The organism is Stenotrophomonas sp. YJH_SMC_14-1 (assembly GCF_059372275.1).
The window spans coordinates 905,251-930,643 of sequence record NZ_JCAFVK010000002.1; the positions used below are offsets into that span (position 1 = coordinate 905,251).

At 67.2% G+C, this 25,393-nt stretch carries 28 protein-coding genes and 1 other RNA gene; 16 read left to right on the forward strand and 13 right to left on the reverse strand.

Annotation, left to right across the window (positions count from 1 at the left end; genetic code table 11):
- Positions 1 to 6: 6 nt before the first annotated feature.
- Positions 7 to 1,338: a Xaa-Pro dipeptidase gene (pepQ, locus tag AC5P9P_RS09065; protein WP_231522119.1), complete on the forward strand. Its 1,332-nt coding sequence runs from the start codon at positions 7 to 9 to the stop codon at positions 1,336 to 1,338.
- A gap of 559 nt (positions 1,339 to 1,897) precedes the next feature.
- Here the strand turns inward: pepQ and AC5P9P_RS09070 are convergent.
- Complete coding sequence (locus tag AC5P9P_RS09070; protein WP_087944448.1) at positions 1,898 to 3,220, reverse strand: aminopeptidase P N-terminal domain-containing protein; 1,323 nt, start codon at positions 3,218 to 3,220, stop codon at positions 1,898 to 1,900.
- A gap of 5 nt (positions 3,221 to 3,225) precedes the next feature.
- Positions 3,226 to 3,774 (reverse strand): YecA/YgfB family protein, encoded by a 549-nt coding sequence (locus AC5P9P_RS09075; protein ID WP_005410897.1) that lies wholly within the window; start codon positions 3,772 to 3,774, stop codon positions 3,226 to 3,228.
- 153 nt (positions 3,775 to 3,927) lie between these two features.
- On the opposite strand from AC5P9P_RS09075, the gene AC5P9P_RS09080 reads away from it, so the two are divergent.
- The 8 genes from AC5P9P_RS09080 (at position 3,928) to AC5P9P_RS09115 (ending at position 8,003) form a co-directional block, all read left to right on the forward strand.
- On the forward strand, positions 3,928 to 4,149 hold the full coding sequence (locus AC5P9P_RS09080) for a TIGR02449 family protein (protein WP_005410898.1): 222 nt from the start codon (positions 3,928 to 3,930) through the stop codon (positions 4,147 to 4,149).
- Positions 4,146 to 4,442 (forward strand): cell division protein ZapA, encoded by a 297-nt coding sequence (locus AC5P9P_RS09085; protein ID WP_329772766.1) that lies wholly within the window; start codon positions 4,146 to 4,148, stop codon positions 4,440 to 4,442. Before AC5P9P_RS09080 ends, AC5P9P_RS09085 begins: the two co-directional genes overlap by 4 nt.
- 97 nt (positions 4,443 to 4,539) lie before the next feature.
- Positions 4,540 to 4,725, forward strand: a non-coding RNA gene (gene ssrS / locus AC5P9P_RS09090) — 6S RNA.
- An 83-nt stretch (positions 4,726 to 4,808) separates the two neighbouring features.
- Complete coding sequence (locus AC5P9P_RS09095; RefSeq protein WP_033834478.1) at positions 4,809 to 5,402, forward strand: 5-formyltetrahydrofolate cyclo-ligase; 594 nt, start codon at positions 4,809 to 4,811, stop codon at positions 5,400 to 5,402.
- Positions 5,399 to 5,878: an EVE domain-containing protein gene (locus tag AC5P9P_RS09100; protein WP_005410901.1), complete on the forward strand. Its 480-nt coding sequence runs from the start codon at positions 5,399 to 5,401 to the stop codon at positions 5,876 to 5,878. The genes AC5P9P_RS09095 and AC5P9P_RS09100 overlap by 4 nt, the downstream gene beginning before the upstream one ends.
- Positions 5,879 to 5,900: 22 nt before the next feature.
- Positions 5,901 to 6,548 (forward strand): ribose-5-phosphate isomerase RpiA, encoded by a 648-nt coding sequence (rpiA, locus tag AC5P9P_RS09105; RefSeq protein ID WP_111172499.1) that lies wholly within the window; start codon positions 5,901 to 5,903, stop codon positions 6,546 to 6,548.
- Between the two features lie 21 nt (positions 6,549 to 6,569).
- Positions 6,570 to 7,013: a DUF192 domain-containing protein gene (locus AC5P9P_RS09110; RefSeq protein WP_005410903.1), complete on the forward strand. Its 444-nt coding sequence runs from the start codon at positions 6,570 to 6,572 to the stop codon at positions 7,011 to 7,013.
- Between the two features lie 144 nt (positions 7,014 to 7,157).
- Positions 7,158 to 8,003, forward strand: coding sequence for a SirB1 family protein (locus AC5P9P_RS09115; RefSeq protein WP_049431179.1), 846 nt, complete (start codon positions 7,158 to 7,160; stop codon positions 8,001 to 8,003).
- Positions 8,004 to 8,081: 78 nt separating this feature from the next.
- Here the strand turns inward: AC5P9P_RS09115 and AC5P9P_RS09120 are convergent, their stop codons facing one another.
- A complete protein-coding gene (locus AC5P9P_RS09120; protein WP_012481171.1) occupies positions 8,082 to 8,273 on the reverse strand; it encodes a rubredoxin in 192 nt (63 codons plus the stop codon).
- Positions 8,274 to 8,340: 67 nt separating this feature from the next.
- Here AC5P9P_RS09120 and thiE point away from each other — a divergent pair, with 67 nt between their 5' ends.
- Positions 8,341 to 8,967, forward strand: coding sequence for a thiamine phosphate synthase (thiE, locus tag AC5P9P_RS09125; protein ID WP_005410906.1), 627 nt, complete (start codon positions 8,341 to 8,343; stop codon positions 8,965 to 8,967).
- 16 nt (positions 8,968 to 8,983) lie between these two features.
- A complete protein-coding gene (gene hemL / locus AC5P9P_RS09130) occupies positions 8,984 to 10,273 on the forward strand; it encodes a glutamate-1-semialdehyde 2,1-aminomutase (RefSeq protein WP_495232699.1) in 1,290 nt (429 codons plus the stop codon).
- Positions 10,274 to 10,396: 123 nt separating this feature from the next.
- Here hemL and azu read toward each other — a convergent pair whose 3' ends face one another.
- Complete coding sequence (gene azu / locus AC5P9P_RS09135) at positions 10,397 to 10,846, reverse strand: azurin (protein WP_005410908.1); 450 nt, start codon at positions 10,844 to 10,846, stop codon at positions 10,397 to 10,399.
- A gap of 122 nt (positions 10,847 to 10,968) precedes the next feature.
- Between azu and AC5P9P_RS09140 the strand changes: the two genes are divergently transcribed.
- A complete protein-coding gene (locus AC5P9P_RS09140) occupies positions 10,969 to 11,571 on the forward strand; it encodes an HAD-IA family hydrolase (RefSeq protein WP_288469219.1) in 603 nt (200 codons plus the stop codon).
- A gap of 53 nt (positions 11,572 to 11,624) precedes the next feature.
- On the opposite strand, the gene AC5P9P_RS09145 is transcribed toward AC5P9P_RS09140, so the two are convergent.
- Positions 11,625 to 12,851, reverse strand: a complete 1,227-nt coding sequence (locus tag AC5P9P_RS09145; RefSeq protein WP_288469218.1) for an acetylornithine transaminase — start codon at positions 12,849 to 12,851, stop codon at positions 11,625 to 11,627.
- 63 nt (positions 12,852 to 12,914) lie between these two features.
- Here AC5P9P_RS09145 and AC5P9P_RS09150 point away from each other — a divergent pair, with 63 nt between their 5' ends.
- Positions 12,915 to 13,787, forward strand: coding sequence for an ion transporter (locus AC5P9P_RS09150; RefSeq protein ID WP_049403922.1), 873 nt, complete (start codon positions 12,915 to 12,917; stop codon positions 13,785 to 13,787).
- Between the two features lie 61 nt (positions 13,788 to 13,848).
- Here AC5P9P_RS09150 and AC5P9P_RS09155 read toward each other — a convergent pair whose 3' ends face one another.
- From AC5P9P_RS09155 to AC5P9P_RS09165, 3 genes are all read right to left on the reverse strand, one after another.
- Positions 13,849 to 14,799 carry a YiiG family protein gene (locus AC5P9P_RS09155; protein ID WP_065185337.1) on the reverse strand — a complete coding sequence of 317 codons (951 nt, stop codon included), beginning with the start codon at positions 14,797 to 14,799 and terminating at the stop codon, positions 13,849 to 13,851.
- A gap of 159 nt (positions 14,800 to 14,958) precedes the next feature.
- Complete coding sequence (locus AC5P9P_RS09160; RefSeq protein ID WP_049431194.1) at positions 14,959 to 15,951, reverse strand: YiiG family protein; 993 nt, start codon at positions 15,949 to 15,951, stop codon at positions 14,959 to 14,961.
- A gap of 93 nt (positions 15,952 to 16,044) precedes the next feature.
- On the reverse strand, positions 16,045 to 16,863 hold the full coding sequence (locus AC5P9P_RS09165; RefSeq protein ID WP_288469217.1) for an SDR family oxidoreductase: 819 nt from the start codon (positions 16,861 to 16,863) through the stop codon (positions 16,045 to 16,047).
- 108 nt (positions 16,864 to 16,971) lie between these two features.
- Between AC5P9P_RS09165 and AC5P9P_RS09170 the strand changes: the two genes are divergently transcribed.
- On the forward strand, positions 16,972 to 17,655 hold the full coding sequence (locus tag AC5P9P_RS09170) for a hypothetical protein (RefSeq protein ID WP_049403917.1): 684 nt from the start codon (positions 16,972 to 16,974) through the stop codon (positions 17,653 to 17,655).
- Between the two features lie 51 nt (positions 17,656 to 17,706).
- Here AC5P9P_RS09170 and AC5P9P_RS09175 read toward each other — a convergent pair whose 3' ends face one another.
- Positions 17,707 to 18,213 carry a DUF2867 domain-containing protein gene (locus AC5P9P_RS09175; protein WP_049431197.1) on the reverse strand — a complete coding sequence of 169 codons (507 nt, stop codon included), beginning with the start codon at positions 18,211 to 18,213 and terminating at the stop codon, positions 17,707 to 17,709.
- Positions 18,210 to 18,872 (reverse strand): serine/threonine-protein kinase, encoded by a 663-nt coding sequence (locus AC5P9P_RS09180; protein WP_012481180.1) that lies wholly within the window; start codon positions 18,870 to 18,872, stop codon positions 18,210 to 18,212. The genes AC5P9P_RS09175 and AC5P9P_RS09180 overlap by 4 nt, the downstream gene beginning before the upstream one ends.
- Positions 18,873 to 18,957: 85 nt before the next feature.
- Between AC5P9P_RS09180 and AC5P9P_RS09185 the strand changes: the two genes are divergently transcribed.
- The gene (locus AC5P9P_RS09185; protein ID WP_033834485.1) at positions 18,958 to 20,955 is read left to right on the forward strand and encodes a bifunctional DedA family/phosphatase PAP2 family protein; all 1,998 of its coding nucleotides are present in this window, start codon (positions 18,958 to 18,960) and stop codon (positions 20,953 to 20,955) included.
- Positions 20,956 to 21,104: 149 nt separating this feature from the next.
- Here AC5P9P_RS09185 and AC5P9P_RS09190 read toward each other — a convergent pair whose 3' ends face one another.
- The 3 genes from AC5P9P_RS09190 to AC5P9P_RS09200 form a co-directional block, all read right to left on the reverse strand.
- Positions 21,105 to 21,683, reverse strand: coding sequence for an LON peptidase substrate-binding domain-containing protein (locus tag AC5P9P_RS09190; protein ID WP_012481182.1), 579 nt, complete (start codon positions 21,681 to 21,683; stop codon positions 21,105 to 21,107).
- Complete coding sequence (mpl, locus tag AC5P9P_RS09195) at positions 21,680 to 23,044, reverse strand: UDP-N-acetylmuramate:L-alanyl-gamma-D-glutamyl-meso-diaminopimelate ligase (protein ID WP_024957120.1); 1,365 nt, start codon at positions 23,042 to 23,044, stop codon at positions 21,680 to 21,682. The genes AC5P9P_RS09190 and mpl overlap by 4 nt, the downstream gene beginning before the upstream one ends.
- A gap of 329 nt (positions 23,045 to 23,373) precedes the next feature.
- Positions 23,374 to 23,937, reverse strand: coding sequence for an adenylate kinase (locus tag AC5P9P_RS09200; protein ID WP_033835617.1), 564 nt, complete (start codon positions 23,935 to 23,937; stop codon positions 23,374 to 23,376).
- A 136-nt stretch (positions 23,938 to 24,073) separates the two neighbouring features.
- On the opposite strand from AC5P9P_RS09200, the gene AC5P9P_RS09205 reads away from it, so the two are divergent.
- Positions 24,074 to 25,330, forward strand: a complete 1,257-nt coding sequence (locus tag AC5P9P_RS09205; RefSeq protein WP_495232700.1) for a 6-phosphofructokinase — start codon at positions 24,074 to 24,076, stop codon at positions 25,328 to 25,330.
- Positions 25,331 to 25,393: the final 63 nt, after the last annotated feature.

A 25,393-nucleotide genomic window follows, 5' to 3' on the forward strand; every position in this document is an offset into this window, starting at 1 on the left:
ACCGCAATGATCCAGCAAGACCCCGGCGCCCTGTATTCCGACCACCTGGCCGTGCTGTGCCGACGCGCCGAGCAGGCGCTGGCCCGCGGCGGCTTCGACCATCTGGTGGTGCCCAGCGGCACCCTGCACTACCAGGTGTTCGACGACCGCGACTACCCGTATGCGGTCAACCCGCAGTTCAAGGCCTGGCTGCCGCTGACCCGCGTGCCCAACAGCTGGATCGTGTTCACCCCGGGCAAGCGCCCGGCAGTGATCTTCCACCAGCCCTTCGACTACTGGCACGTGGTACCGGACGCCCCCAGTGGCTGGTGGGTGGAGCACTTCGACATCCACATCATCCGCAAGCCCGAAGAGGCGCTGGCCCTGCTGCCGGCCGACCCGTCGCGCTGCGCGATCCTGGGCGAGCCGCAGAGCGCACTGGGCAACTACGTGCCGAACAATCCAGCGCCGGTGGTGAACTACCTGGAATGGCACCGCGGCAGCAAGACACCGTATGAAATCGCACTGATGCGCCAGGCCCAGGTGCTGGGCGTGCGCGGCCACCGCGCCGCCGAGGCCGCGTTCCGCAACGGTGCCGACGAATTCAGCATCCACATGGCGTACTGCCAGGCCGTCGGCCAGGATGCCAACGAGCTGCCCTACGGCAACATCGTGGCGTTGAACGAACACGCCGCCGTGCTGCATTACACCGAGCTGGGCCGCAAGGCACCGCAGCCGCTGCGCAGCTTCCTGATCGACGCCGGCGCCAGTGCGCACGGCTACGCCAGCGACATCACCCGCACCTACGCCGCGCAGGGCCACGACGAATTCGCCGCGATGATTGCGGCCGTCGACGCCGCCCAGCAGCAGATGTGCGCAGCGGTGCGCCCGGGCTTCGACTACAAGCAGCTGCACGTGGACGCACATCTTTCGCTGATGGGCGTGCTGAGGGACTTCGGCGTGATCAAGGTGTCGCCACAGACCGCGCTGGAGACCGGCGTCAGCGCCGCATTCTTCCCGCACGGCATCGGCCACCTGATCGGCCTGCAGGTGCACGACGTGGCCGGCTTCGCCGCCAGCGACGAAGGTGGCCGCATCGAGCGCCCGGCCGGCCATCCCTACCTGCGCCTGACCCGCGTGCTGGAACCGGGCATGGTGGTGACCATCGAGCCAGGCCTGTACTTCATCGACATGCTGTTGAACGAAGTGAAGGACGCCGGCCATGGTGATGCGATCAACTGGGAGCGCGTGGACTTCTTCCGTCCGTATGGTGGCATCCGCATCGAAGACGAAGTGCTGTGCACTGATGGCGAGGCGGACAACCTGACGCGGCCGGCGTTTGCGGCGGCGAACGGCTGAGCCCCTCGTGGTGGGGCGCTGAATTCAGAAGCCGCGCTTGGTGGGGCGGGTAGGCCATGCAGGGGACGCTGCAAGTACGTCCCTGTAAGCTCGATGGCGCCATCCATGGCGCCAACGCCCCTGCATGGCCTACCCGCCCCACCTTTGACAGTTTCCTGCCGCGTCCAACCACGGAAAAGAAAAAAGAGAAGCAGAAGCGGGTCGCTCGCTGCGCTCGCTCTGTGTCGACCACGGTCGACAACTACCCAACAGCCGCAATTGCCCGTAGATCCACGCCATGCGTGGATGATTCATTCGATATCTGACAGATGTGCCGATCAACGATCGGCACCCACCAACAGCCGCGTGAACCTGTCGAAGGCGGGGTACTGTGGGTTTGCGGGGTGTGAGCGGCATGGATGCCGCGACCAAGCCCCCATGGACGGGTTTACGGCGTCCCCGCAAACCCACAGTGCCCCGCCATCCCACGGAATGCCCGCTGTTGCTGTTGCTGTTGAGGTTGCCGGCCAGCGGCCGGCACTACCGCGGGTGCAGGGCTGCAAGCCCTGCAGAACACCCCTTACCCCGCCATCACCGCTTCAATCTCGTCGGCGCTGCGCGCCAGGCCTTCGGTCAGCACGCGATGGCCATCGTCGGTGATCAGCACGTCATCCTCGGTACGGATGCCGATACCGCGCCAGCGCGGCTCCACCGTCGTGTCATCCACGCCGATGTACAACCCCGGCTCGATGGTGAACGCCATGCCCGGCTCCAGCAGACGCGAGTCACCGGCCAGGCGGTAGTCGCCCACGTCGTGCACGTCCATGCCGATCCAGTGCCCGGTCTTGTGCCGGTAGAAGCGCTGGTACAGGCCTTCGGCCAGGTTCTTTTCCAGCGTACCCTTCAGCAGGCCCAACCGCAGCAGGCCCTCGGTCAGGGTCTGCACTGCGGCGAGGTGACCGGCCTCGTACGGCACGCCCGGCCTGGCCTGGGCCAACGCAGCGGCCTGCGCATCGCCGACCAGGTCGTGCAGTGCACGCTGCTCGGCACTGAAGCGGCCATTCACCGGGAACGTGCGGGTGATGTCACTGGCGTAGCCACGGTACTCGGCACCGGCGTCGATCAGCACCAGCTCGCCGTCGCGCGAACGCGCGTTGTTGTCGCGGTAATGCAGGATGCAGCCGTTGCGGCCGGCGCCGACGATGCTGCAGTACGCGGGCACCGCATCATTGGCGCGGAACACGCGTTCCAGCTCCGCCTGCAGTTCGTACTCGTGGATGCCGGCCCTGGCGGCCTTCATCGCGGCCAGATGCGCACGCACGCTGATCTGCGCGGCGTGGTGCATCAACGCCACTTCGGCACCGGACTTGAACAGGCGCTGCTCGTGCAGCAGGTGGCCCAGTTCGAGGAACTCGTGCGGCGGCTGCGCCCCGTGGCGCACCTGCGAACGCACGCGGTTGACCCAGCCGATCAGCTTCAGGTCGAAGTCGGCATCCCGGCCGAAGTGGTAGTAGACGCGCGAACGGCCTTCCAGCAGGCCCGGCAGGATGTCGTCCAGATCATCGATCGGGTAGGCGTCGTCCATGCCGTACTGCGCCACCGCGCCTTCCTGGCCGGCGCGGCTGCCGTCCCAGGCTTCGCGTTCGGCATCGCGCTCGCGGCAGAACAGGATGGCCTCGCCGTGGCGTCGGCCCGGGATCAGCACCAGCACTGCTTCCGGCTCCGGGAAGCCGCTCAGGTACTGGAAATCCGAATCCTGCCGGAACGGATAATGGGTATCGAGGCTGCGCACCTTCTCGGCCGCCGCCGGCAGCACCAGGATCGCGTCCTCGCCGGCCATGTCCATCAGCTGGCGGCGGCGACGCTTGTACTCGCCGGCGGCAATGCCGGTGCGCTGCTTGATGTCCATCAGTTCAGGCGCTGACGATGGCGCGAGGCCAGCACCACGTCGCCGTGCAGCAGGAGCACCGCCACGCGGATGAATTCCTCGATCTCCGACAGAGCTTCGTCGTCATCATCGCCACCGGCCTCGAAATCCTCGCTGGAGGCACGCGCCAGGCTGGCCATGTCGGTCAGCGCTTCCTCGCCCTCTTCGGACAGGGTCGGGCGGCGGCCGCCGCTGCCCAGGCCGAAGCCGCCCAGGAAGGACCGGGTCCAGCTGAACATGGCATCGGCCTGCGCGGATACGTCGTCGCCGTCGGTCAGCAGCAGCTCGAAGGCGAAGTCGCGGTCTTCCAGCTGCTTGATGGTGGCCTGCAGCAGCTGCCCCAGCACGCTGTCGGCGGCCACCGGCGGCAGGTTGTCGTCGGCCAGCACGCGCGCCGGCCAGTCGTTGCCGGGGGCACCGCCGGCAGCCAGCCAGCCGCACAGCGCGCCGTGCAGCTCTGCAGCGGTGGCGCCCAGGCCCAACGCCTGGCTGGCGCGGGTAACGTCGTCGACGGAGGGAAGTTCGGTCATCGTGCGGCTCGTTCGGAAAGGAAACCCGGGGCGCGCACGCGCGCGCCCGTGAGACCCCGTAGTGTAGCAACCCGACGGCATCCTCTCCGCAGGCGTCCAGCCTTGCTGCGACAACGCTTGACCGCCCTTGCCCGGCTTGCCTATCGTGCCCGCATGGAACCCGCCGATCCCCTTGCCCAGCTGCAGGACTTCGCCGCCCGCGTGGAAGCGTTGCTTGAACGCAACCAGCGCCTGGCCGAGGAGAACCGCAGCCTGCGCCACCAGCAGGAGCAGCTGGTGGCCGAGCGCTCGACGCTGCTGGCCAAGAATGAGCAGGCACGTTCGCGGGTGGAAGCAATGATCAGCCGGCTCAAATCCCTGGAGCAGCACACATGAGCGCCGAACCGGTCAGTGTCCGCATCCTCGATCGTGAATACACCGTGGGCGTCGGCAGCGATGAACGTGACAGCCTGATGGCCGCCGCGCGCCTGCTGGATGCTCGCATGCGTGAGATCCGCGGCAGCAACCGCATGGCCGCGGTCGATCGCGTCGCCGTGTTGGCCGCGCTGAACCTGGCCCACGAACTGCAGCTGCTGCGCGACGAAAACGCCCGCCAGGCCGTGGCCCTGCAGCAGACCCTGGCCGACCTGAACCGGCGCCTGGACCGCGCCATCGACGGCGGCGCCTGAAAATCGTGCAAAACGCGTCTTCTCATATCTGAATTGGCACGGACTGTTGCCGACGAACGGCCTATCCAGATCCTGCGTGCTGGCTATAATGGCCACGCGTTCTCTGCGGTACTCGACGGCATGTGCAAACATTCGCCTTGTCCCTTAAGAACGACACCGGGAGCGCGACAGCGCCGGGAGTGCAGGTCCGCCTTGCAGCGGGAAGCCCGATGGTTCTCCAGCGTTCCCACTTGAGCCCCCGGGTTCAAGGTCGTTTCGCATGCATCGACATTGCGGAGAATGCAATATTCCAGCAAGGGCGGCGTCTTCGGGCGTCGCCCTTGTTCTTTCCGGCACAATGACGGCTGATCCTTGCCGCACGCTGCCATGACCGACCCGCGCCAGGCCCTGCGCCACGACCTGCGGCAACGCCGCCGCGACCTTTCCGCCGCTGAGCGCATCGCCGCCGCCGAATCGCTTGCCGATGCCCTGCTCGCCCTGCCGTTCGCCCCGCGCGAAGGCGCCGTGGCCGGCTACTGGGCGCTGGATGGCGAGATCGCCCTGCACCGCTGGCAGTTGCAGTTGCCCGAAGGCCTCACCTACTGCCTGCCGGTGCTGGCCGGCGACGTGCTGCGCTTCGCGCCGTGGCGGCCGGGGCAGCCGCTGACCAGCAACCGCTACGGCATTCCCGAGCCGGACGTGGCGCTGGAAGACACACTGGAACCAGCACAGATGGCGCTGGTGGTGGCCCCGCTGGTGGGTTTCGACACGCAGTGCCGGCGGCTGGGCATGGGGGGCGGCTGGTATGATCGCAGCTTCGCCTTCCGCCACGACCGGCCGGCGCCGCCCTGGCTGGTCGGTGCTGCGTTCGCGGTGCAGCAGGTCGAGTCCTTGCCGGTGGCGTCGTGGGACGTGCCGGTGGATGCGATCTGCACCGAAGACGGCACCCTGTTCCCCTCCGCTGCCCCCGTGAACGCATGACCGCCCGCAAGCGCTACTGGCTGATGAAGTCCGAACCGGACGCCTTCTCCATCGATGACCTGGCCAAGGTCAAGGTCGAACCCTGGAACGGGGTGCGCAACTACCAGGCGCGCAACTTCATGCGCGATGGCATGCAGGTGGGCGACGGCATCCTGTTCTACCACTCCAATACCAAGGTGCCCGGCATCGTCGGCCTGGCCACCGTGGCCAGTACGGCCTACCCGGACGACACCCAGTTCGATCCGAAATCCGACTACCACGACCCCAAGAGCACGCGCGAAAACCCGCGCTGGATGCTGGTGGACGTGGCATTCGACCGCAAGCTCAAGCAGGTGATCGCGCTGGACGAGATCAAGCTGCACGCCGAAGAACTCGGCGAGGGCTTCCCGCTGGTTGCCAAGGGCAACCGCCTGTCGGTGTTCCCGGTGACCGCCGCGCAGTGGAAGCTGCTGCTGTCGCTGGAAAAGAAATCCTGATTCCCTGCCTGAGAGTTCTCCCATGTCCGAAGCCAAGCGCCTGGCCGCCGAGAAAGCCATCGAGTACGTTGAAGACGGCATGATCGTCGGTGTCGGCACCGGTTCCACCGTGGCCTATTTCATCGATGCCCTGGCCCGCATCCAGCACCGCATCAAGGGCGCTGTTTCCAGCTCCGAGCAGAGCACCGCGCGCCTGAAGCAGCACGGCATCGAGGTGATCGAGCTGAACCACAGCGGCAACCTGTCGCTGTACGTCGATGGCGCCGATGAGTGCGACGCCAACAAGTGCCTGATCAAGGGCGGCGGCGCCGCGCTGACCCGCGAGAAGGTCATCGCCGAGGCCAGCGAGCGCTTCATCTGCATCATCGACCCGAGCAAGCAGGTGCCGGTGCTGGGCAGGTTCCCGCTGCCGGTGGAAGTGATCCCGATGGCGCGCAGCCTGGTCGCCCGCCAGATCCGCGACATGACCGGCGGCCAGCCGACCTGGCGTGAAGGCGTGGTCACCGACAACGGCAACCAGATCCTGGACATCCACAACCTGCAGATCACCGATCCGGAAAAGCTGGAGCGCGAGCTCAATCAGCTGCCGGGCGTGGTCTGCGTCGGCCTGTTCGCGCGCCGCCGCGCAGATGTGGTGATCGTCGGCGGCGAGCCGCCGGTCGTGCTCTGACCCTTTCGAAGGATCCTGACGATGTCGCTGTTGCGTTCGCTGCTGATGCTCCCGCTGCTGGCCCTGGCTGGCTGCGCCACCGACGCGGCCCGCCACTGGGTCGAACTGGATGGCGCCCGCTACCAGGTCGAGCTGGCCACCAACGATGAAACCCGCGCACGCGGTCTGATGTTCCGCGACCAGATGGCGGCCGACCACGGCATGCTGTTCATCCACGACCGCGAGGAAATGCAGGCGTACTGGATGAAGAACACCAGGATCGCGCTGGACATCCTGTACTTCGACAGCCAGCGCAAGCTGGTCAGCCAGCAGCGTGATGTGCCGCCGTGCTCGGCCGGCGACATGTGCCCGCCCTACCCCAGCGGTGGCCCGGCACGTTACGTGCTGGAGCTCAACGCCGGCCAGGCCGAGAAGCTCAAGCTGAAGGACGGCACGGAGCTGAAGTTCGGCCCAGGCATCGAGTAACAGGGTTCTGCCCGCGGTAGTGCCGGCCGCTGGCCGGCAACCCTGCAGGGGTCAGATCCCTTTCGCACGCGAAAGGGATCTGACCCCTGGATTTTTCACGCGGCACCGCTTGAAACCGCCTGCGAATGACGCCAGTCTGTGGTCATGCAGGACCGGATCACACTCCCCGACTGGGATGCACTGGCCGACCTCGAAGACGAGGCGCTGCCCTTGTTGCCGACCGCGCTGCTGATCGCGCGCGATGAATACCCCGATCTGCAGCCGTCCACCTACGACGCGCTGATCCAGAGCCATGTCGACCACCTCCGTTCGGAAGTGGAGAGCATCGACAACAGCTCACTGAAAATGGCGGCGATCAACCGCCACCTGTTCGACGAGCTGGGCTACAGCGGCGACCACGACGAGTATTACGACCCGCGCAACAGCTACCTCAACCAGGTGTTCGAGCGACGCCTGGGCAATCCGATCTCGTTGGCGCTGGTGCAGATGGAAGTCGCACGCCGGCTCGGCATACCGTTGGATGGCGTGTCCTTCCCCGGCCACTTCCTGGTGCGCTTGCCGGTGGACGACGGCGTGCTGGTGATGGACCCGTTCAACGGTGGCCGGCCACTGGACGTGGACGAACTGCGCGAACGCGCCAAGTCACACCTGGGCGGACAGATGCCCGATGACCAGGTGCTGGCGCAGATCCTCGACCCGGCGCCGGCGCGCGCGATCCTGATGCGCATGCTGCGCAACCTGCATGGTGTCTACGCCGAAGCCGGTGAATGGGATCGTGCCGCACGCAGTGCCGACCGCCTGCTGAAACTGGCGCCCGAGCAGGACGACGCGCTGCGCGACCGCGGCCTGGCGTACCTGCAACTGGAGTATCTGGCCGGTGCCCGCCATGACCTGGGGCAGTACCTGAAGCGCAATCCCGAGGCCAGCGATGCGCAGTGGCTGCGCGAGAAGCTGATCGACCTCGGCGGGCCGGTGCCGCGGCTGCATTGAGGGTGTCGGTGTGTGGACCAACGGTCCACACCCACCCCAACGGTCCTCACCCACAGGATGGGCCGGGTGGCCCGCCGGTCAATCGACCTCGACCATCTCGAAATCGGCCTTGGTCACCCCGCAGTCCGGACAGGTCCAGGTCTCGGGAATGTCCTCCCAACGCGTCCCGGGCTCAATACCCTCCTCCGGCAAGCCTTCCGCTTCGCTGTACAGGAAGCCGCAGACCACGCACATCCAGGTTCGCAGGGTGGTGGGGCTGGCGTCGCTCATCGGATAATCGGGGCTGGATTCACGGGCCGCCATTGTCCCATTGCAGCCCACGCACCGGTAGCCATCGATGACTTCTGCTTCCCCGGCGCCCCGCGGCGTCTACCTGATCACCCCGGACGAGCCCGATACCGCGCGCCTGCTGGCCCGTACCGCGCCGCTGCTGGCCGCTGGTGCCACCTGGCTGCAGTACCGCAACAAGACCGCCAGCGATGCCCTGCGGCAGGAACAGGCGACGGCCCTGCAAGGCCTGTGCGCCGCCCACGGCGTGCCGCTGATCGTCAACGACGATCCGGTGCTGGCCAAGGCCGTGGGCGCGGCCGGCGTGCATCTGGGCGGCACCGACGGGGACATCCCCAGCGCGCGCGCGCTGCTCGGTGCCGAGGCCATCATCGGCGCCTCCTGCTACGACCAACTGGCCAATGCCGAGAAGGCCGTGGCGGCCGGCGCCAGCTATGTGGCCTTCGGCGCCTTCTTCCCAACCACCACCAAGGTCACCAGCAGCCGCGCCCACACCGACCTGCTGCGGCAAAGCGCCGCACTCGGCGTGCCGCGGGTGGCGATCGGCGGCCTGACGCCGGACAATGTCGGTCCCATCATCGACGCCGGCGCCGATCTGGTGGCCGTGGTCAGCGGTATCTATGCCGCATCGGACCCGGTCGCGACCCAGCGCGCCTATCTCGCCCAGTTCGCGTAATGCCCAGGAAAGCCCCATGAACCACGACCAGTCCCACGCCCTGTTCTCCCGTGCCCAGCAGCTGCTGCCGGGCGGCGTCAATTCGCCGGTACGTGCGTTCAAGTCGGTCGGCGGCGAGCCGTTCTTCGTTGAACGCGCCGATGGCGCCTACCTGTACGACGTCGATGGCAACCGCTACATCGACTACGTCGGTTCCTGGGGCCCGATGATCGTCGGCCACAACCACCCGGCCGTGCGCCAGGCGGTGAAGAAGGCGATCGACAATGGCCTGTCCTTCGGTGCGCCGTGCGCGGCCGAAGTCACCATGGCCGAGACCATCACCCGCCTGGTGCCATCGTGCGAGATGGTGCGCATGGTCAACTCCGGCACCGAGGCCACGCTGTCGGCGATCCGCCTGGCGCGTGGCGCCACCGGCCGCAACCGCATCGTCAAGTTCGAAGGCTGCTACCACGGCCACGGCGACTCGTTCCTGGTCAAGGCCGGCAGCGGCATGCTGACCCTGGGCGTGCCGACCTCGCCGGGCGTCCCGGCCGGCCTGAGCGAACTGACCCTGACCCTGCCCTACAACGACTTCGAAGCGGCCACCGCCCTGTTCGAACAGCAGGGTGAGGACATCGCCGGCCTGATCATCGAACCGGTGGTCGGCAACGCCAACTGCATCCCGCCGCGCGAGGACTACCTGCAACACCTGCGTGCGCTGTGCACGAAGCATGGCGCGCTGCTGATCTTCGACGAAGTGATGACCGGCTTCCGTGTTGCCCTCGGCGGTGCGCAGGCGCATTACGGCATCACCCCGGACCTGACCACTTTCGGCAAGATCATCGGCGGTGGCATGCCGGTGGGTGCTTACGGTGGTCGCCGCGAGCTGATGCAGCAGATCGCACCGGCCGGCCCGATCTACCAGGCCGGCACGCTGAGCGGCAATCCGGTGGCAATGGCCGCCGGCCTGGCGATGCTGGAGCTGGTCCAGCAGCCGGGCTTCCATGCCGACCTGGCCGAGCGCACCGCACGCCTGTGTGCGGGTCTGGAAGCGGCCGCCGCCGACGCCGGTGTGGCCGTGACCACCACCTGCGTGGGTGCGATGTTCGGGCTGTTCTTCACCAGCGAGAAGGTGGAGACCTATGCGCAGGCTACCGCCTGCGACATTCCGGCGTTCAACCGCTTCTTCCACGCGATGCTGGAGCAGGGCGTGTTCCTGGCCCCGTCGGCGTACGAGGCCGGCTTCCTGTCCAGCGCCCACGACGATGCCGTGATCGAGGCGACGCTGGCCGCAGCACGCGTGGCGTTCAGGGCTGCCAAGGGCTGATCGCAAAAAAGGGGACGGAGGGAATTGAGTCGTTTGTGCACGAACGACTCAATCCCCTCCGTCCCCTTTTTTCATCCACGCATGGCGTGGATCTACTGGTAGAGCCACGCCATGCGTGGCTGCTCAACCGAAGACGAACTTGCCCTTCATCATCGCGAAGTGGCCGGGGAACGAGCAGAAGAAGGTGTAGTCACCGCCCTTCTGCAGGCCCTGGGTGGAGAAGCGCACGCGCGTGGTCTCGCCACCGCCGATCACCTTGGTGTGCGCCAGCACGCGCTTGTCGGCCTTCGGCAGGTAGCTGTCGGCCAGGGTCATGCGCATGCCCGCCATCGCCACCGGCTGGTAATCGGCGGTACGGGTCAGCACCCAGTTGTGACCCATCGCGGTGACAGCCAGCTTGCCGGTGTGGCGCAGGGTCAGGTCCACGGCGGTGCAGTCGGCGGCGACCTTGATCTCGCGGCTGCTGAAGCTCATCTGGTCGGTGCTGTCGATGCTGACCGCACACACCCGCGCCATCGCCGACGGCGCCAGCATCAGCGCGCCCAGTCCCACTGCCACCATCCAAGCCTTCATCGTTGCATCTCCTGCGGATTCAAGCGCCATTCTAGGCAGCCCCCTGTGGCCGCGTCTGCGACCGTCTGTCGCACGCGCACTCCAGGGTTTCCGCGCATCCACCGCGATGGCATGCTCGGCCGATGCGGATCGATCTGTTGCTGCTGGATGTGGATGGCGTGCTGGTGCAGTACCAGCGCGCGCAGCGCGTGCTGCATCTGGCACAGGCGCTGGATGTCGCGCCGGAAACCGTGCAGGCCGCGCTGTACGACAGCGGGCTGGAAGCGGCACATGACAATGGCACGCTGGATGGCCCGGCCTATCTGGCGCAGCTGGGAGAACTTCTGGGCACGACTGTCGATGTGGCTGCATGGACCGCGGCGCGACGGGCCGCCAGCCATCCTCAGGCGGCCGTGTTGCAACGATTGCAGGCCCTGCAACTGCCAATCGCGGTGCTGACCAACAACGGCGCACTGATGCAGCAGGCCTTGCCCACTCTGCTACCGGAACTGTTCCCTGCGCTGCAGGGCCGCGTGTTCTGCAGCGCGGAGTTCGGTCTGCGCAAACCGGCGCCCGCAGTGTTCCTGCGCACGCTGGAAGCACTGGACGTGGCACCTGCGCGCACGCTGTTCGTCGATGACCTGTTCGCCAACGTGCGTGGCGCACGCGCCGCCGGCCTGCACGCGGAAACCGTGCGCGATGGCCGTGGGTTGGGCAAGGTGTTGAAGCGTTACGCGGTGGGCTGATCGGGGTCAGGGCCCTCTCCGCAGGAGAGGGATCCGCCCCCGACGCCAGCGCGTCAGCGCGCGGCGATGAACGCGGCAATTGCCGCGCGCAGGCGCTTGAGGCCTTCGGCCACTTCTTCGTCGGTGATGTTCAGCGATGGCACGAAGCGCAGCACGTCCGGGCCGGCCTGCAGGGTCAGCAGCCCCTGCCCGGCAGCGTGGTCGAGGATCGCACCAGCCTGGCCGGCGAAGTCCTTGCTCAGCACCGCACCCAGCATCAGGCCGCGACCACGCACCTCGCTGAACACGCCGAACTCTTCGTTGATGCGCGCGAAGCCATCGCGCAGCGCCTTCGACTGGCGGCTGACGTTGGCGGCGATCTCCGACGAGGCCAGCTTGCGCAGCGCCACGCGGGCCACCGCAGCGGCCAGCGGGTTGCCACCGAAGGTGGTGCCGTGCGCGCCAAACTGCATGGTCTCGGCCACCTTCGGGCCGGCCAGCATCGCACCGATCGGGAAGCCGCCACCCAGTGCCTTGGCCAGGGTGACCATGTCCGGCACCACGTCGTCCTGCCAGTGCGCAAACAGCGTGCCGGTGCGGCCCATGCCGGCCTGGATCTCGTCCAGCACCAGCAGCGCGTCGTGCTGGTCGCACAGTTCGCGCACGCGCTTGAGGAAGCCGGACTTGGCCGGCATCACGCCGCCCTCGCCCTGGATCGGCTCCAGCATCACCGCCGCCACGTCACCGGCGGCCATCGCGGTTTCCAGCTGCACTTCGTCGTTGAAATCGATGTAGCGGAAGCCACCCGGCAGCGGCTCGTAGCCTTCCTGGTACTTCGGCTGCGCGGTAGCGGTCACCGCGCCCAGGGTGCGGCCGTGGAAGCTGCCACGGAAGGTGATGATGACGCGCTTGTCGGCCGGGCGGCCCTGGCTGGAGGCCCACTTGCGGACCATCTTGATCGCCACTTCGTTGGCTTCGGTGCCGGAGTTGCACAGGAACACCCGCTCGGCGAAACGACTGGCCTTCACCAGTTCCTCGGCCAGGTGCAGCGGCGGTGCGCTGTAGAACACGTTGCTGGTGTGCCAGAGCTTGCCGGCCTGCTCGACCAGCGCGGCCACCAGGTCCGGATCGTTGTGGCCCAGGCCGCACACGGCGATGCCGGCAGCCAGGTCGATGAACTCACGGCCCTGGCTGTCCCATACGCGGGCGCCCTGGCCTCGCTCCAGTACCACCTGGCGGGGCTTGTAGACCGGCAGGTAATAGTGCGAAAGGGAGATCAGCGGATCGGTCGCGGCGGTCATGGCAGTCGGCAGGGTTCAGGAACGCCCATTCTCGCGCCGGAACCCCTGCGGCACAATGCGCCCATGCGACCGTTTTCCGCCCCCCAGCTCAACCCCGCCACCGAGACCGGCTGGCGCCGTCGGTGGTTCGACATCATCTACCGCCATGACACCCGCCCTTCGCGCAATTTCGACCTGATCCTGGTGGTGGCGATCGTCGCCAGCATCCTGGTGGTGATGATCGACAGCGTGCAGCACCTGCATGCCGAATGGTCCACCGGCCTGTACATCCTGGAATGGGGATTCACGATCATCTTCACCGCCGAGTACCTGCTGCGGCTGGCGGTGGTCAAGCGCCCGCTGCGGTATGCAGTGAGCATCTGGGGCATCATCGACCTGCTGTCGATCCTGCCCGCCTACCTGTCGATGTTCATCCCCGGCGCGCAGAGCCTGCTGGTGGTGCGCGCGCTGCGCATCCTGCGGGTGTTCCGCATCCTGAAGCTGACCCGCTACATCGAGGAAAGCGGCGTCCTGATGACGTCGCTGTGGCGCAGCCGGCGCAAGGTGCTGGTGTTCCTGTTCACGGTGATCACCATCACCATCATCGCCGGTGCGCTGATGTACGTGATCGAGGGCCCCGAACACGGTTTCACCAACATCCCGGCCAGCATGTACTGGGCGGTGGTGACCATGGCCACGGTCGGCTTCGGCGATATCGTGCCGCAGACCGTGCTCGGCCGCTTCGTCACCTCGGTGCTGATCCTGATCGGCTACAGCATCATCGCCGTGCCCACCGGCATCTACACCGCCGAACTGGCCAGCACCATGCGTGAAGCCGAGCAGGCCGCGCGCCGCGATGCGCGTGGCTGCCCGGAGTGTGGGCTGGAAGGCCACGAGCCGGATGCACGGTATTGCCGCAAGTGCGGCGGTCAGCTACCGGATCCGTTCAACCATTGAGGCGCATGCCGGCCAGCGGCCGGCACTACCCTTGGCGCTTATGCATGGATGCGCGCGCTGCTCATCGCAGGCGGTTGCTGGTGGAGACCAGATCGTTGTAGGCGTCCAGCAGAGTGGATTGCGCACCTTCCGGCGCCGAGGTGTCCCAGCTGCCGGAGGCCTTGCGCTCGGCAGCCAGCCCTTCGGCGGTGATCGGCTTGCCCTGCTGCAGACGCTCCACGCCGCGCCCGGCGGTGCGTACCAGCTTGTCCGCTGAACGCTGCACGTGGCCCCACATCGGGTCGTCCTTGCCCACCCCGGAGTTCTGGATTTCCGTCACCAGCGCCTGGTAATCGGCCAGCTGTACGCGCAACGCCGCCAGATCCGGTGCGTCGCCCTGGAAGGCCATGGCCAGCTGCTTGCCATCGCCCAGCAGGCGCAGATGGTAGTAGGCCAGCGAACGGCCTTCGCTCTCCTCGATCTGCTTCAGCTGTGCCGCGCGACGATCGTTCTCGTTCTTCTCCAGTGCCGCATCCAGTGCCTCGCTGGCCTTGAAGAACCCGGCATAGGCCTGCATCAACGGCGCGTGCTGGCTGCGCAGGCCCTCACCGCCATCGCGGCGATAATCCTCACGGGTGAAGTAGCCGTCGGCGCGTTCGATCAGCGCGTACAGCGACTGGAAGGCCTGCTGGTAGTCACGCGCCGGTGCATCCAGCGCGGTAGACGGGTTCTTTGCCAGCGCATCGGTCAGCGCCTGGCCGCAGTACTCCACGCGGTGCGACAGCACCTTGCCCGGTGAGCGCGGCTGCGTTTCCTTGCCGGTCGGACCGGCTTCGGGGTCCTTCATCCAGCCGGTGTAGGTCTGGAAGCCTTCGTGGATGGGTTGTTCAACGCCGTTGTAGCACTCGATGTAGGCGTTGACCTTCTCCAGGCCGGGATCGGCCGCCGCCGGCCCCGGCACTTTGTCGCAACCGGCCGTACCGACCAGCGTGCCGAGCAGAAGAAGGGGAAGCAGGCGTACAGAAGCGTTCAAATCGATTCCTTGCAGAAAGAGGCGGTAGATATCCTCGCGCATGACGCAAGCACCCGCATCGGCGGCCTCGCAAAGGCCCTGCCGTTCGGAAGTGTGCGATGCGATGCGTCGCAATCGACCTGTTCGATTGCGACACAAATGACACGATGGACGCTGCGATTACTGGCGGTTGCTCTGGAAAACCAGCGAGTTGTATTCCTGCATCAGCTTGCTGGCAGAGCCGCGCGGCGCCATCGAGGGCGAATCCAGCATACGCCGTTCGAAATCGCTGTAGGGCGTCTTGCTGCTGACCCGGTGCAGCCGCTCCTTGCCTTCCCGACGGAAGTTCTCGGCTTCGCGCTCGAAGCTGTTCCAGTCCAGCTTGCCCGGCTCCTGGTCAGCCACCTTCGCATGCGCTTCGTCGGAAATGCGGTTGAACGCATCCAGACGCTCGCGGGCCTTGGCCTGATCGAAATCATCCTCGCTCATCAGATCCATGATGGCCTTGGCTTCCAGCATCATCGCCAGGCGGTAGTACTCGCGCGTGCGACCCTCGGCCTGCTCCAGTGCCTTGAGTTGCTCGCGCTGGGCGGCGTCGTTCTGGCGCTCCAGCTCGGCATTGAACGTTTCGCTGGCAGCCACGAAATCCTTGAAGGCGGCCATCAAGGGCGCGTGCAGCTGCTTGCCCTTGGCGAACTGGTCGTCTTCGTAGTCCTGGCGATCGTAGTAGTCGTGCGCGTCCTTGCTGATCGGCACCAGTGCCTTCAGCGCCTGCTGGTAGTGGCCGGCAGCAGCATCGAGTTCGGCCAGCACTGGCTTGGCAGCCATCGCCTCGGTCACCGGGGCATCGCACTGCTTCATGTCGTAATCGCTGATCTCGAACGGACCGTACACCTGTGTCTCGCGACCGGTCGGGCCGGCGGCGACATCCTTGATCCAGCGCGTATAGGACTCGATGCTGCCGTGGGTCTTCGAATCAAGCGCGTTGAAGCAGCCGATGTAGGCGTTGAGCTTGGCGGCCAACTGCTGCTGCGGGTCGGACGGCGCCGCGCTGGCGTCCGGCGTGCCGGAGGCAGCGGCGCCGCCCGCAGCGGCGGGTGCCTTGCCACCGCAGGCGGCCAGGATCAACGACAGCGAAGCGGCCAGCGCCGCGACGGAAAGAGTGCGTGACATGTGCTCACATCCCTGTTGAAAACGATTACAGCCGCACATTCTAGCGCAGCAGGCCGAAGGTCGCAGCCCTCGGCCTCTTCCGGCGACGTACGATCAATCCAGGAACAGATCCGGCAGCAACGGACGCGATGGATCCACTGCGTAGCCCGAAAGATCGGTGATACCCGCCTGCGCCAGCACGTCATCGTCGATCAGGAACTGGCCATGGAAGCCCGCCGCTTCGCGTACCAGCATCGCATGCGCGGCATCAGCCATGATCTGCGGCGTGCGGCAGCCGGCCGCATCCACGCCCGGGATCATGTTGATCGCATCGGTGGCGATGACCGTGCGCGGCCACAGCGCATTCACCGCCACGCCCTGCGGGCCGAATTCCGCGGCCAGGCCCAGGGTAACGAAGCTCATGCCCATCTTCGCCAGCGTGTAGCCGGTATGCGGTGCCCACCACTTCGGCTCCAGGCTGGGCGGCGGTGCAAGGGTGAGGATGTGCGGATTCGGCGCCTGCAGCAGGTACGGCAGGCAGGCCTGCGCGCACAGGAAACTGCCGCGCGCATTGACCTGCTGCATCAGGTCGAAACGCTTCATCGGCGTATCCAGCGTACCGCGCAGCCAGATCGCGCTGGCGTTGTTGACCAGGATGTCGATGCCGCCGAAGGTATCGACCGTGGCCGCAACCGCCGCGTGCACCTGCTCTTCCTCGCGGATGTCGCACTTCAGGGCCAGGCCCTGCCCGCCTGCCGCCGTCACCGCTTCAGCCGCGGTATGGATGGTGCCCGGCAGCTTCGGATTCGGCACCGACGACTTGGCCGCAATGGCCACGTTGGCGCCGTCGCGCGCAGCGCGCAGTGCGATGGCCAGGCCGATCCCACGCGAGGCTCCGGTGATGAAAAGCGTTTTGCCCTGCAGACTGCCCACGTTCCACACTCCAGCGTATGCAATGAGCCCCTAGTATGCCGCGCCGACGCGGAGTTCACCCGGCCTTGACGATACTCGGGCCTCCAGCCAACGCACGAGGTCCACGCCATGCGCCGTTCCCGCCTGTTGCTGCCTGCCTTGGGGCTTGCCCTGCTGACTGCCTGCCAGGGCCGTTCGCCGGAACCCGGCAAGGAGCCACCCGCCGGTGACGCGCCCAGCGCGGAGAAGGCCGCCGCCGACGGCAAGATGCGCTGGAGCGAGGCCGTGGTCTGGGATGGCGATCTGAACGCATGCCGCCAGGGCGAGAATGCCGCCACCCGGGATTGCCTGCGCGATGCGATGCGAGCGGGGGGAGCAAGCGCCGAGGCGATCACCGCGGCCGAGCAACTGTCCAGCGCCGGGGAACTGGCGTATGTCACCGCCTGGCATGAGAACGAGGGGCTGGGCATTGCCACGGTCGAGTATCCCTTCCGGGCCAACACCAACGAAGGCACCCGCCTGGTCGACGCCAGCGGCAAGCGCATCGATGTGGATGCCGTACAGCTGGACAACACGCTGCGTGCCGACCCGGCCGTGCAGGAGCTGTTGAAGGCCAACCCGCAGGCCACGCCGTTCGCGCCGGCGCAATCGGCCGGAGCGACACCGCTGGAGGGCGGCGGGATCCGCCTGCTGTACCGCACACCGCTGCGCGACTGCCACGCCTGCCCGGACGTGGGCCAGCTGCAGATCGCCTATGACTTCGATGCCAAGCGCAACTTCATCGGCCAGCAGGTGGTGCCGGCGACGCCGTAACCCGGAAACGCCGCGTGTCGCCGGGCATGGCCCGGCGAGCGCAGTGTCGAATCATCGGTACGCCTGCACCTGCTTCTGCAGCAGATGCGGCACGATCAACCTGTGCACGGGCGCGACCGGCAGCATGTAGAGGCGCCCGAATGCGTTATGCGTATGCACCACCGTCACCACTTCCAGCGCATCGCCCTGCCATTGCAGGGCCAGCTGTACGCGCAGGTGGCGATCATCGTCTTCCAGCACGATGGCATCGTCATCCAGCGACTGCAGGGTGAAGATGCCCAGCCGCTGGCCGGCAGCCGGATCGTCGGTGTCCTGCACCGCACGCAATGAGCCAAGGTGCTTCATCCCAAGCAGGCGCATGCCTTGGTTGCGCAGCGCCATCAGACCATCGAACCAACCGGGAATGCTCGCGGCCATGTCGCGATAGGCCTGCAAGGCCGAGCGCCCATCACGACGGGTGGTCGCATGGCACGCATGCACGAAATCCGCACCGGGCAGCTGAGTTCGCAGCACGCTGCCCGCGCTCGGCGGCACGCTCATCACCTGCGATGCACTCACGGCTTCGGTCCCTGCCCCTCGTTGTCTTCCCAGTGCAGGATGCGGCGGGTGACGAAGCGGTAGACCGGCTTGCCGGTGGCGAACCACAGTTCGCGCACCCACGAGGTGCGCTTGAGCACGCGCTTCTCCACCGGGGTGAGTGATTCGCGGCAGTACATGCGCTTGTGCTTGAGCAGGTGGCGCAGGTCCTCGCGGGCCAGCAGCCGCATCCAGCGCGAGCGCGGGTTGCCGATCACCGCCAGCTGGAAGTCGATCAGCGCCGGTCGCCCATCTTCAGTGACCAGCCAGTTGGCTTCCTTGGCCAGGTCGTTGTGGGCCACGCCATTGCGATGCAGCTGCTGCAGCAGGCGACGCGCGGCGCGGAACCAGGCCAGATCGCCGCGCGGCGGACGCTGGTACATGGCATCGCCGGCCATGAAGCTGCGGTCGAGGTGGCGGCCATCCCAGGCCAGCAGCTGCGGCACATCGGCCATGCCATGGATATGGCGCAGCGCGCGTGCTTCGCGACGTGCAAGCCACCACGCGGGCAACCGCAGCCACAGCGGCGTGGCCCCCAGATCGCGGCGTACGAACGGGCCATCGGGCCCTTCAACCAGAAGGATCTGACCGAAACTGTCGGCCTTCAAAGCACGGTGGGGAGCGTCTGGCGTATGCGGCATGACTCCATTCTAGGCGATGGCGCCGGTTGCAAACGGTCACGAAGCGGCTGGGAACCAGTCACCTTCACGCCCCTATAATCGGGCAATGGACTCTTCATGGATCGACGCCACGCTCGCGTGGATTGCCGCTCACCCCGTGCTGGCGGGCGCCGTTATCTTCCTCATCGCCTTCTGCGATGCGGTCATCATTCTTGGCGCCATCGTGCCGGCACTGCCACTGCTGTTCGCGGTGGGCGTGTTCATTGGCCTGGGCCAGATCTCCGGGCCGTACGCGGTGGCGGCTGCGGCATTGGGTGCGTTTGCCGGCGATGGCATCAGTTACTGGATCGGCCGCCGCTGGGGCGACCGCCTGCGTGGCGTGTGGCCGTTCAGCCGTTACCCGCAGCTGCTCGACCGGGGCGAAAACCTGTTCCGCCGCAATGCCTTCAAGAGCATCCTGGTGGCACGCTACGTCGGCGCGATCCGCCCGTTCGTGCCGGCCATCGCCGGCATGATGAAGATGCCCGCCAGCCGCTACGTGCAGGCCAGCGGCATCGCCAGCATTTCCTGGGCGGTGCTGTTCCTGGCGCCGGGCTGGATCCTCGGCGAAGCGTACGACGCGGTGGCTGCTGTGGCCGGGCGGCTGGTGGTGGTGGTCGGCCTGCTGGCAGTGATCCTTGGCCTGGTCTGGGCCATCGTGCTGTACGGCTACCGCTGGTCTGCCGCACGCATGGACAACTGGCTGGCACGCCTGCTGGACTGGTCCAACCGCCACCCGACGCTGGGCCGCTACACCGTTGGCGTGCTGGACCCGAAGCGGCGCGAATCGGTGCCGCTGGCGATGCTGGCGCTGATGCTGCTCCTGCTGGGCTGGGGCTGGTTCGCGCTGTTGACCGTGGTGGTCGCACACGGCGAGCCGCTGGCGATCGACCTGCTGGTGCACCAGGCCATGCTGGCGCTGCGCAATCCGCTGGCCGACTACCCGATGGCTGCGCTGGCGTCGCTCGGGGCCTGGCAGGTCCTGCTGCCAGCCACCGCCGCGGCGATGGGCTATCTGATCTGGCGCCGACGCTGGATGGCCGCTGCTCACTGGCTGGCGGCACTGGCCTTCGGCCTGGCGCTGACCATGCTGCTGGGCGCCACCGTGGATGTGGTGCGCCCGATCGACGCCAGCAGCGGCTTCGGCTTCCCGTCGGTGTCGGTGACCATGGCCACCATCACCTTCGGCTTCTTCGCGGTGCTGATCGCACGCGAGATGCCCGGCCGCACCCGCGTCTGGCCGTACCTGGTCTCGGGCATCGTGGTCAGCCTGATCGGCTTCTCGCGCCTGTACCTGGGCGCGCATTGGCTGAGCGACGTGATCGGCGGCATGCTGTTCGGCACGTTCTGGCTGCTGGTGCTGGGCATCGCCTATCGCCGCCGCTTCAACCGCTCGTTCTGGGTGAAGCCGGTGGCCTGGCTGTTCTACGGCGTCTTCGCCGTGGCGGCGATGTGGTACGCACCGCGCAACATCCCGGTGAAGCTGGAACGCTTCGAACCGACCCTGCCGGCCCCGCAGGCGATGGACATGCAGGCCTGGTGGCAGCACGACTGGGCCACGCTGCCGGCGCGCCGCAACGAGTTCGACGACGACCAGCGCTGGCCGCTGGACGTGCAGGTGGCCGGGCCATTGGCACCGCTGCAGGCGCAGCTGGAAGCGCGTGGCTGGAAGCGGCAGGAACAGGCAGGCTGGCAGCAGGCGCTGCTGATGCTGGACAAGAACACCGGCGCCGATGAACTGCCGGTGCTGCCGGCCACGCTGGACACCCGCGTGGAAGCACTGCTGATGGTGCGCCAGGGTGCGAAGCCGGACGAACGCTATGTGCTGCGCCTGTGGCCGGCACCCGCGCAGCTGCAGGCGGGCAACACGCCGCTGTGGCTGGGCAGTGCACAGACCCTGCGTTACGAACGCCACTTCGAATGGATCGGCATGTGGCACCCGCTGCGTGGCGTCGACCCGGCGTTGAACGCGGTGAAGGACGCCGTGCAGGGCCTGCCGCAGCGCGAGGACGTGCACAGCGAAACCGGGTTGCCGGTGCTGCGGTTGAAGACGACAACGCCCTGAGGAGGCCGCCGGGCATGACCCGGCGCTGCCGGAACACGACAGGTAGCGCCGAACCATGCCCGGCGGAGTAGATCCACGCCATACGTGAATGACATTCCCCGCATGCATCAGCGTGTGCACCAAGGTGCACACCCACCCGAGGCAGGCTGCTACGGCATCCAGCCCAGCAACTGCTGCAACCGCTGGTGCGGGTCGTCCATCTGCAGCAGCTGCAGGCGCTGCTGCTCGCTCAGCGGCAGCAGTTCGGCCAGCCGCCAGCCAACCCAGCTGGCCTGGTCCAGCAACGCCGGATTGGCCGGCGCATAGGCCTCACCGGCCTGCTCGATGATGTGCCCCAGCACCGTGGCCAGCAGCGCATGCTGCGGCCGCAGCTCATCGTCGGGGTCTTCGTCGCACCAGCGCACGTCGGCCACCACCAGGCCGTTGTCGCGTACGCGGGTGCGCTCGACATGGAAGCGGCGGGTGCCTCGCAGGCGCAACTGCAGCACACCGTCGGCGCCGACATCGAAGTCTTCGATGCGTACCTGCACGCCATACGCTGCCGGTGTCGCCGGGGCTCCCACTTCCTGGCCGTCGAGGATCAGGCAGACACCGAAGCCCTCGCCACTGCGGCCGCTGTCGCGGACCAGATCCAGGTAACGCCGCTCGAACACGCGCAGGCCGACCGCTGCACCCGGCACCAGCGTGGTGTGCAGCGGAAACAGCGGCAGTGATGTGTCGCTGCTCATCGGGCCTGCAGCGCGGCGAGGAAGCGGCGCGGTGCGCCGTCGAAGCCCCCATTGGACATGAACACCACGTGGTCGCCGCTGCGCGCGCTGGCCTGCAACTGCGCCAGCAGCGCGTCGGTATCGGGCACCGCGTGCGCTTCGCCTCGCACTGCGGCGATCACCGCGGCCGCATCCCAGGCCAGTTCCGGGCGATGCAGGAACACCACCTCGTCAGCCAACGCCAGCGACGGGGCCAGCGCCTGCGCGTGAGCGCCCAGCCGCATCGAATTGCTGCGCGGCTCCATCGCGACCACGATGCGCGCGTCACCCACCTTGGCACGCAGGCCTTCCAGCGTGGTGGCGATCGCGGTCGGGTGATGGGCGAAATCGTCGTAGATGGTGATGCCGTCATGGCGGCCGATCACTTCCATGCGGCGCTTGACGCTGCGGAAGCGCGCCAGCGCAGGAATCACGTCGGCCGGCGCCACGCCCACCGCATGTGCGGCAGCCAGCGCAGCCAGGCCGTTGAGCACGTTGTGGCGGCCCAGCAACGACCAGTGCACATCGCCCATTGCCTGCCCGCGGTGGTGTACGCGGAAGGCGCTGCCATCGGCGGCCAGCAGCTCGGCATGCCATTCCAGCGACGGGTCGAAGCCGAAGCGCTCGACCGGGGTCCAGCAGCCCATCGCCAGCACTTCGGCCAGATGCGGGTCCTCGCCGTTGACGATCAGTCGGCCACGCGCCGGCACCGTGCGCACCAGGTGGTGGAACTGGCGCTGGATCGCGGCCACGTCCGGGAAGATGTCGGCGTGGTCGTATTCAAGGTTGTTGAGGATGGCCACCAGCGGCCGGTAGTGCACGAACTTGCTGCGCTTGTCGAAGAACGCGGTGTCGTACTCGTCGGCCTCGACCACGAACTCGCGGCCCTGGCCCAGCCGGGCGGAGACGCCGAAATCCTCGGCGACGCCGCCGATCAGGAAACCGGGCGAACGACCGGCGCTTTCCAGCAGCCAGGTGAGGATGGTGGTGGTGGTGGTCTTGCCATGGGTACCTGCCACGGCCAGCGTGTCGCGACCCGGCAGTACCTGTTCGGACAGCCATTGCGCTCCCGAAATGTAGCGCTGGCCGGCGTCGAGCACGGCCTCAACGGCGGCATTGCCGCGCGAGAGGGCGTTGCCGATCACCACGTCATCGGTGCCGGCCGGCACGCTGTCGGCGCGGTAGCCTTGGTCCAGGGCGATGCCCAGCTGCTCGAGCTGGGTCGACATCGGCGGATAGATGGCCTGGTCGCTGCCGCTGACCGTATGGCCCAGTTCCCGCGCCAGGGCGGCCACGCCGCCCATGAAGGTGCCGGCGATTGCAAGGATATGTACGCTGCTCATGACCGAGGATTGTGACCGATGACGGCTGTATAGGGCCAATGTCCGCCCCCGGGTAAGACAAGTCCTACACGGGATGTGAGAAAACTCCAATCACCTGTCAGGGAATTCCCGATAGCGATGTTCTGTGAACCCGGACACAATTCGAACTGCCAGCCGCAGTACCCGAACCGGTCCTACTCCCCAAGAGGCCATCCCCAAGGGAGCTCATGCTGCGGGGCCCTGAGCAAGCCCTTCGCTGGCGCCTGTCAAACGACACAGGCCTGATCCTCACGGACCAGGCCTGTGTTTTTTTGCGCCCGAAGGGCCGGCAACAGACCGGCCCCGCCGGATCAACCCTTGATCGCCGCCAGGATGCGGGCTTCGATCTCGTCCAGCTCACCGACGCCATCGACGCGGGCCAGGGTGCCACGGCCGGCGTAGAAGTCGACCACCGGGGCGGTCTGGTCGTTGTAGACCTGCAGGCGCTGGCGCACCGCGTCCGGCGTGTCGTCGGCGCGGCCCTGTTCCTTGGCACGACCGGCGATGCGCTCGACCAGCAGCTCGGTGGCCACGTCCAGCTGCACCACGGCATCCAGCGGCTGGCCGATCTTGGCCAGCAGGCCGTCCATCGCATTGGCCTGGGCCACATTGCGCGGGTAGCCATCAAGAATGAAGCCCTTGGCGACATCGGGCTGGGTCAGGCGCGACTCCAGCATGCCCAGCAGGATGTCATCCGACACCAGGTTGCCGGCATCCATCACCGTCTTGGCCTGCTTGCCCAGCTCCGTGCCCGCGGCGATTTCCGCGCGCAGCATGTCACCGGTCGAAATGTGGGCGATCCCCAGCTTTTCCTTCAGGCGCGTCGCCTGTGTCCCCTTGCCCGAACCGGGCGGTCCCAACAGAACCAATCGCATTGACCTGACTCCAACGTGTTGAAAACAAAGAAGGTTCGCGTCCCGGACGGACCGGTATCGCTGCACCGCAATAGCGCCACTTTACCGCATCCGGGTAATGTCCCTGCAATGTCCTTTCCCCCGAGCAGGTAGACGCATGCGCAACGGTACTCTCCTCTACGCCCAATCCGGTGGTGTCACCGCGGTCATCAACGCCACGGCGGCGGCAGTGATCGAGCAGGCCCGGGCCAAGGGCATCAAGGTCCTGGCCGCGCGCAACGGCATCCTCGGCGCGCTGCGCGAGGAACTGATCGACACCAGCAAGGAGAGCGCTGCGGCCATCCGCGCCCTCGCCCATACCCCGGGCGGCGCCTTCGGCTCCTGCCGGGTCAAGCTGAAATCGCTGGACGCCGACCGCGCCCGCTACGACCGCCTGCTGGAGGTGCTGCGCGCGCACGACGTGCGCTGGTTCCTCTACAACGGCGGCAATGACTCGGCCGATACCGCGCTGAAGGTCTCGCAGCTGGCCAAGGCCTCCGGCTACGACCTGACCTGCATCGGCGTGCCCAAGACCATCGACAACGACCTGGCAGTGACCGACACCTGCCCCGGCTTCGGCTCGGCGGCCAAGTACACCGCGGTGTCGGTGCGGGAAGCGGCACTGGACGTGGCGGCGATGGCCGAGACCTCCACCCGCGTCTTCATCTACGAGGCGATGGGCCGCCACGCCGGCTGGCTGGCCGCGGCCGCCGGCCTTGCCGGCAACGGCGATGACGAAGCGCCGCACATCATCCTGCTGCCCGAACGCGCCTATGACGAGGCGGCGTTCCTGGCCAAGGTGAAGGCCGTGGTCGAGCGCGTCGGCTACTGCGTGGTGGTGGCGTCGGAGGGCATCGCCAACGCCGATGGCCGCTTCGTCGCTGACGCTGGCGGCGGCAAGGACTCGTTCGGCCACTCGCAGCTGGGTGGCGTGGCCGCGCACCTGGCCGGCAGGGTCAAGGACCAGCTGGGCCTGAAGGTGCACTGGGCGCTGCCCGACTACCTGCAGCGCTCGGCCCGGCACCTGGCCAGCAGGACCGACTGGGAGCAGGCGCAGGCGGTCGGCAAGGCCGCCGTGCAGCTGGCGCTGAAGGGCCAGAACGGCGTGATGCCGGTGATCGTGCGCAGCAGCGATGCGCCCTATCGCTGGAAGATCGAGGCGGCGCGACTGTCGAAGATCGCCAACCATGAAAAGAAGATGCCCGCCGGCTTCATCCGCCGCGACGGCTTCGGCATCACCGCCAGGGCGCGGGCCTACCTGTCGCCGCTGATCAAGGGCGAAGCACCGCTGCCGTATGGCGCCGACGGCCTGCCGAAGTACGTCACCCTGAAGAACGTGGCGGTGAAGCAGAAGCTGCCGCCGTTCGAGAGCTGACCCGAAAAAGGGGACGGAGGGGATTAAGTCGCATACGCCCCTCTGTCATCTCCAACAGCGTCA

Bases quoted from the DNA above. Each gene is read 5' to 3' on its own strand.
- AC5P9P_RS09200 (WP_033835617.1), bottom strand. From the start codon at position 23,937: ATGCGATTGGTTCTGTTGGGACCGCCCGGTTCGGGCAAGGGGACACAG.
- AC5P9P_RS09085 (WP_329772766.1), top strand. From the start codon at position 4,146: ATGAGCGCCGAACCGGTCAGTGTCCGCATCCTCGATCGTGAATACACC.
- AC5P9P_RS09160 (WP_049431194.1), bottom strand. From the start codon at position 15,951: ATGTCACGCACTCTTTCCGTCGCGGCGCTGGCCGCTTCGCTGTCGTTG.
- AC5P9P_RS09170 (WP_049403917.1), top strand. From the start codon at position 16,972: ATGCGCCGTTCCCGCCTGTTGCTGCCTGCCTTGGGGCTTGCCCTGCTG.
- AC5P9P_RS09075 (WP_005410897.1), bottom strand. From the start codon at position 3,774: ATGACCGAACTTCCCTCCGTCGACGACGTTACCCGCGCCAGCCAGGCG.
- AC5P9P_RS09080 (WP_005410898.1), top strand. From the start codon at position 3,928: ATGGAACCCGCCGATCCCCTTGCCCAGCTGCAGGACTTCGCCGCCCGC.
- pepQ (WP_231522119.1), top strand. From the start codon at position 7: ATGATCCAGCAAGACCCCGGCGCCCTGTATTCCGACCACCTGGCCGTG.
- rpiA (WP_111172499.1), top strand. From the start codon at position 5,901: ATGTCCGAAGCCAAGCGCCTGGCCGCCGAGAAAGCCATCGAGTACGTT.
- AC5P9P_RS09120 (WP_012481171.1), bottom strand. From the start codon at position 8,273: ATGAGCGACGCCAGCCCCACCACCCTGCGAACCTGGATGTGCGTGGTC.
- AC5P9P_RS09180 (WP_012481180.1), bottom strand. From the start codon at position 18,872: ATGCCGCATACGCCAGACGCTCCCCACCGTGCTTTGAAGGCCGACAGT.
- AC5P9P_RS09205 (WP_495232700.1), top strand. From the start codon at position 24,074: ATGCGCAACGGTACTCTCCTCTACGCCCAATCCGGTGGTGTCACCGCG.
- mpl (WP_024957120.1), bottom strand. From the start codon at position 23,044: ATGAGCAGCGTACATATCCTTGCAATCGCCGGCACCTTCATGGGCGGC.
- AC5P9P_RS09115 (WP_049431179.1), top strand. From the start codon at position 7,158: ATGCAGGACCGGATCACACTCCCCGACTGGGATGCACTGGCCGACCTC.
- AC5P9P_RS09185 (WP_033834485.1), top strand. From the start codon at position 18,958: ATGGACTCTTCATGGATCGACGCCACGCTCGCGTGGATTGCCGCTCAC.
- AC5P9P_RS09190 (WP_012481182.1), bottom strand. From the start codon at position 21,683: ATGAGCAGCGACACATCACTGCCGCTGTTTCCGCTGCACACCACGCTG.
- azu (WP_005410908.1), bottom strand. From the start codon at position 10,846: ATGAAGGCTTGGATGGTGGCAGTGGGACTGGGCGCGCTGATGCTGGCG.
- AC5P9P_RS09100 (WP_005410901.1), top strand. From the start codon at position 5,399: ATGACCGCCCGCAAGCGCTACTGGCTGATGAAGTCCGAACCGGACGCC.
- AC5P9P_RS09145 (WP_288469218.1), bottom strand. From the start codon at position 12,851: ATGACCGCCGCGACCGATCCGCTGATCTCCCTTTCGCACTATTACCTG.
- hemL (WP_495232699.1), top strand. From the start codon at position 8,984: ATGAACCACGACCAGTCCCACGCCCTGTTCTCCCGTGCCCAGCAGCTG.
- thiE (WP_005410906.1), top strand. From the start codon at position 8,341: ATGACTTCTGCTTCCCCGGCGCCCCGCGGCGTCTACCTGATCACCCCG.
- AC5P9P_RS09095 (WP_033834478.1), top strand. From the start codon at position 4,809: ATGACCGACCCGCGCCAGGCCCTGCGCCACGACCTGCGGCAACGCCGC.
- AC5P9P_RS09110 (WP_005410903.1), top strand. From the start codon at position 6,570: ATGTCGCTGTTGCGTTCGCTGCTGATGCTCCCGCTGCTGGCCCTGGCT.
- AC5P9P_RS09150 (WP_049403922.1), top strand. From the start codon at position 12,915: ATGCGACCGTTTTCCGCCCCCCAGCTCAACCCCGCCACCGAGACCGGC.
- AC5P9P_RS09140 (WP_288469219.1), top strand. From the start codon at position 10,969: ATGCGGATCGATCTGTTGCTGCTGGATGTGGATGGCGTGCTGGTGCAG.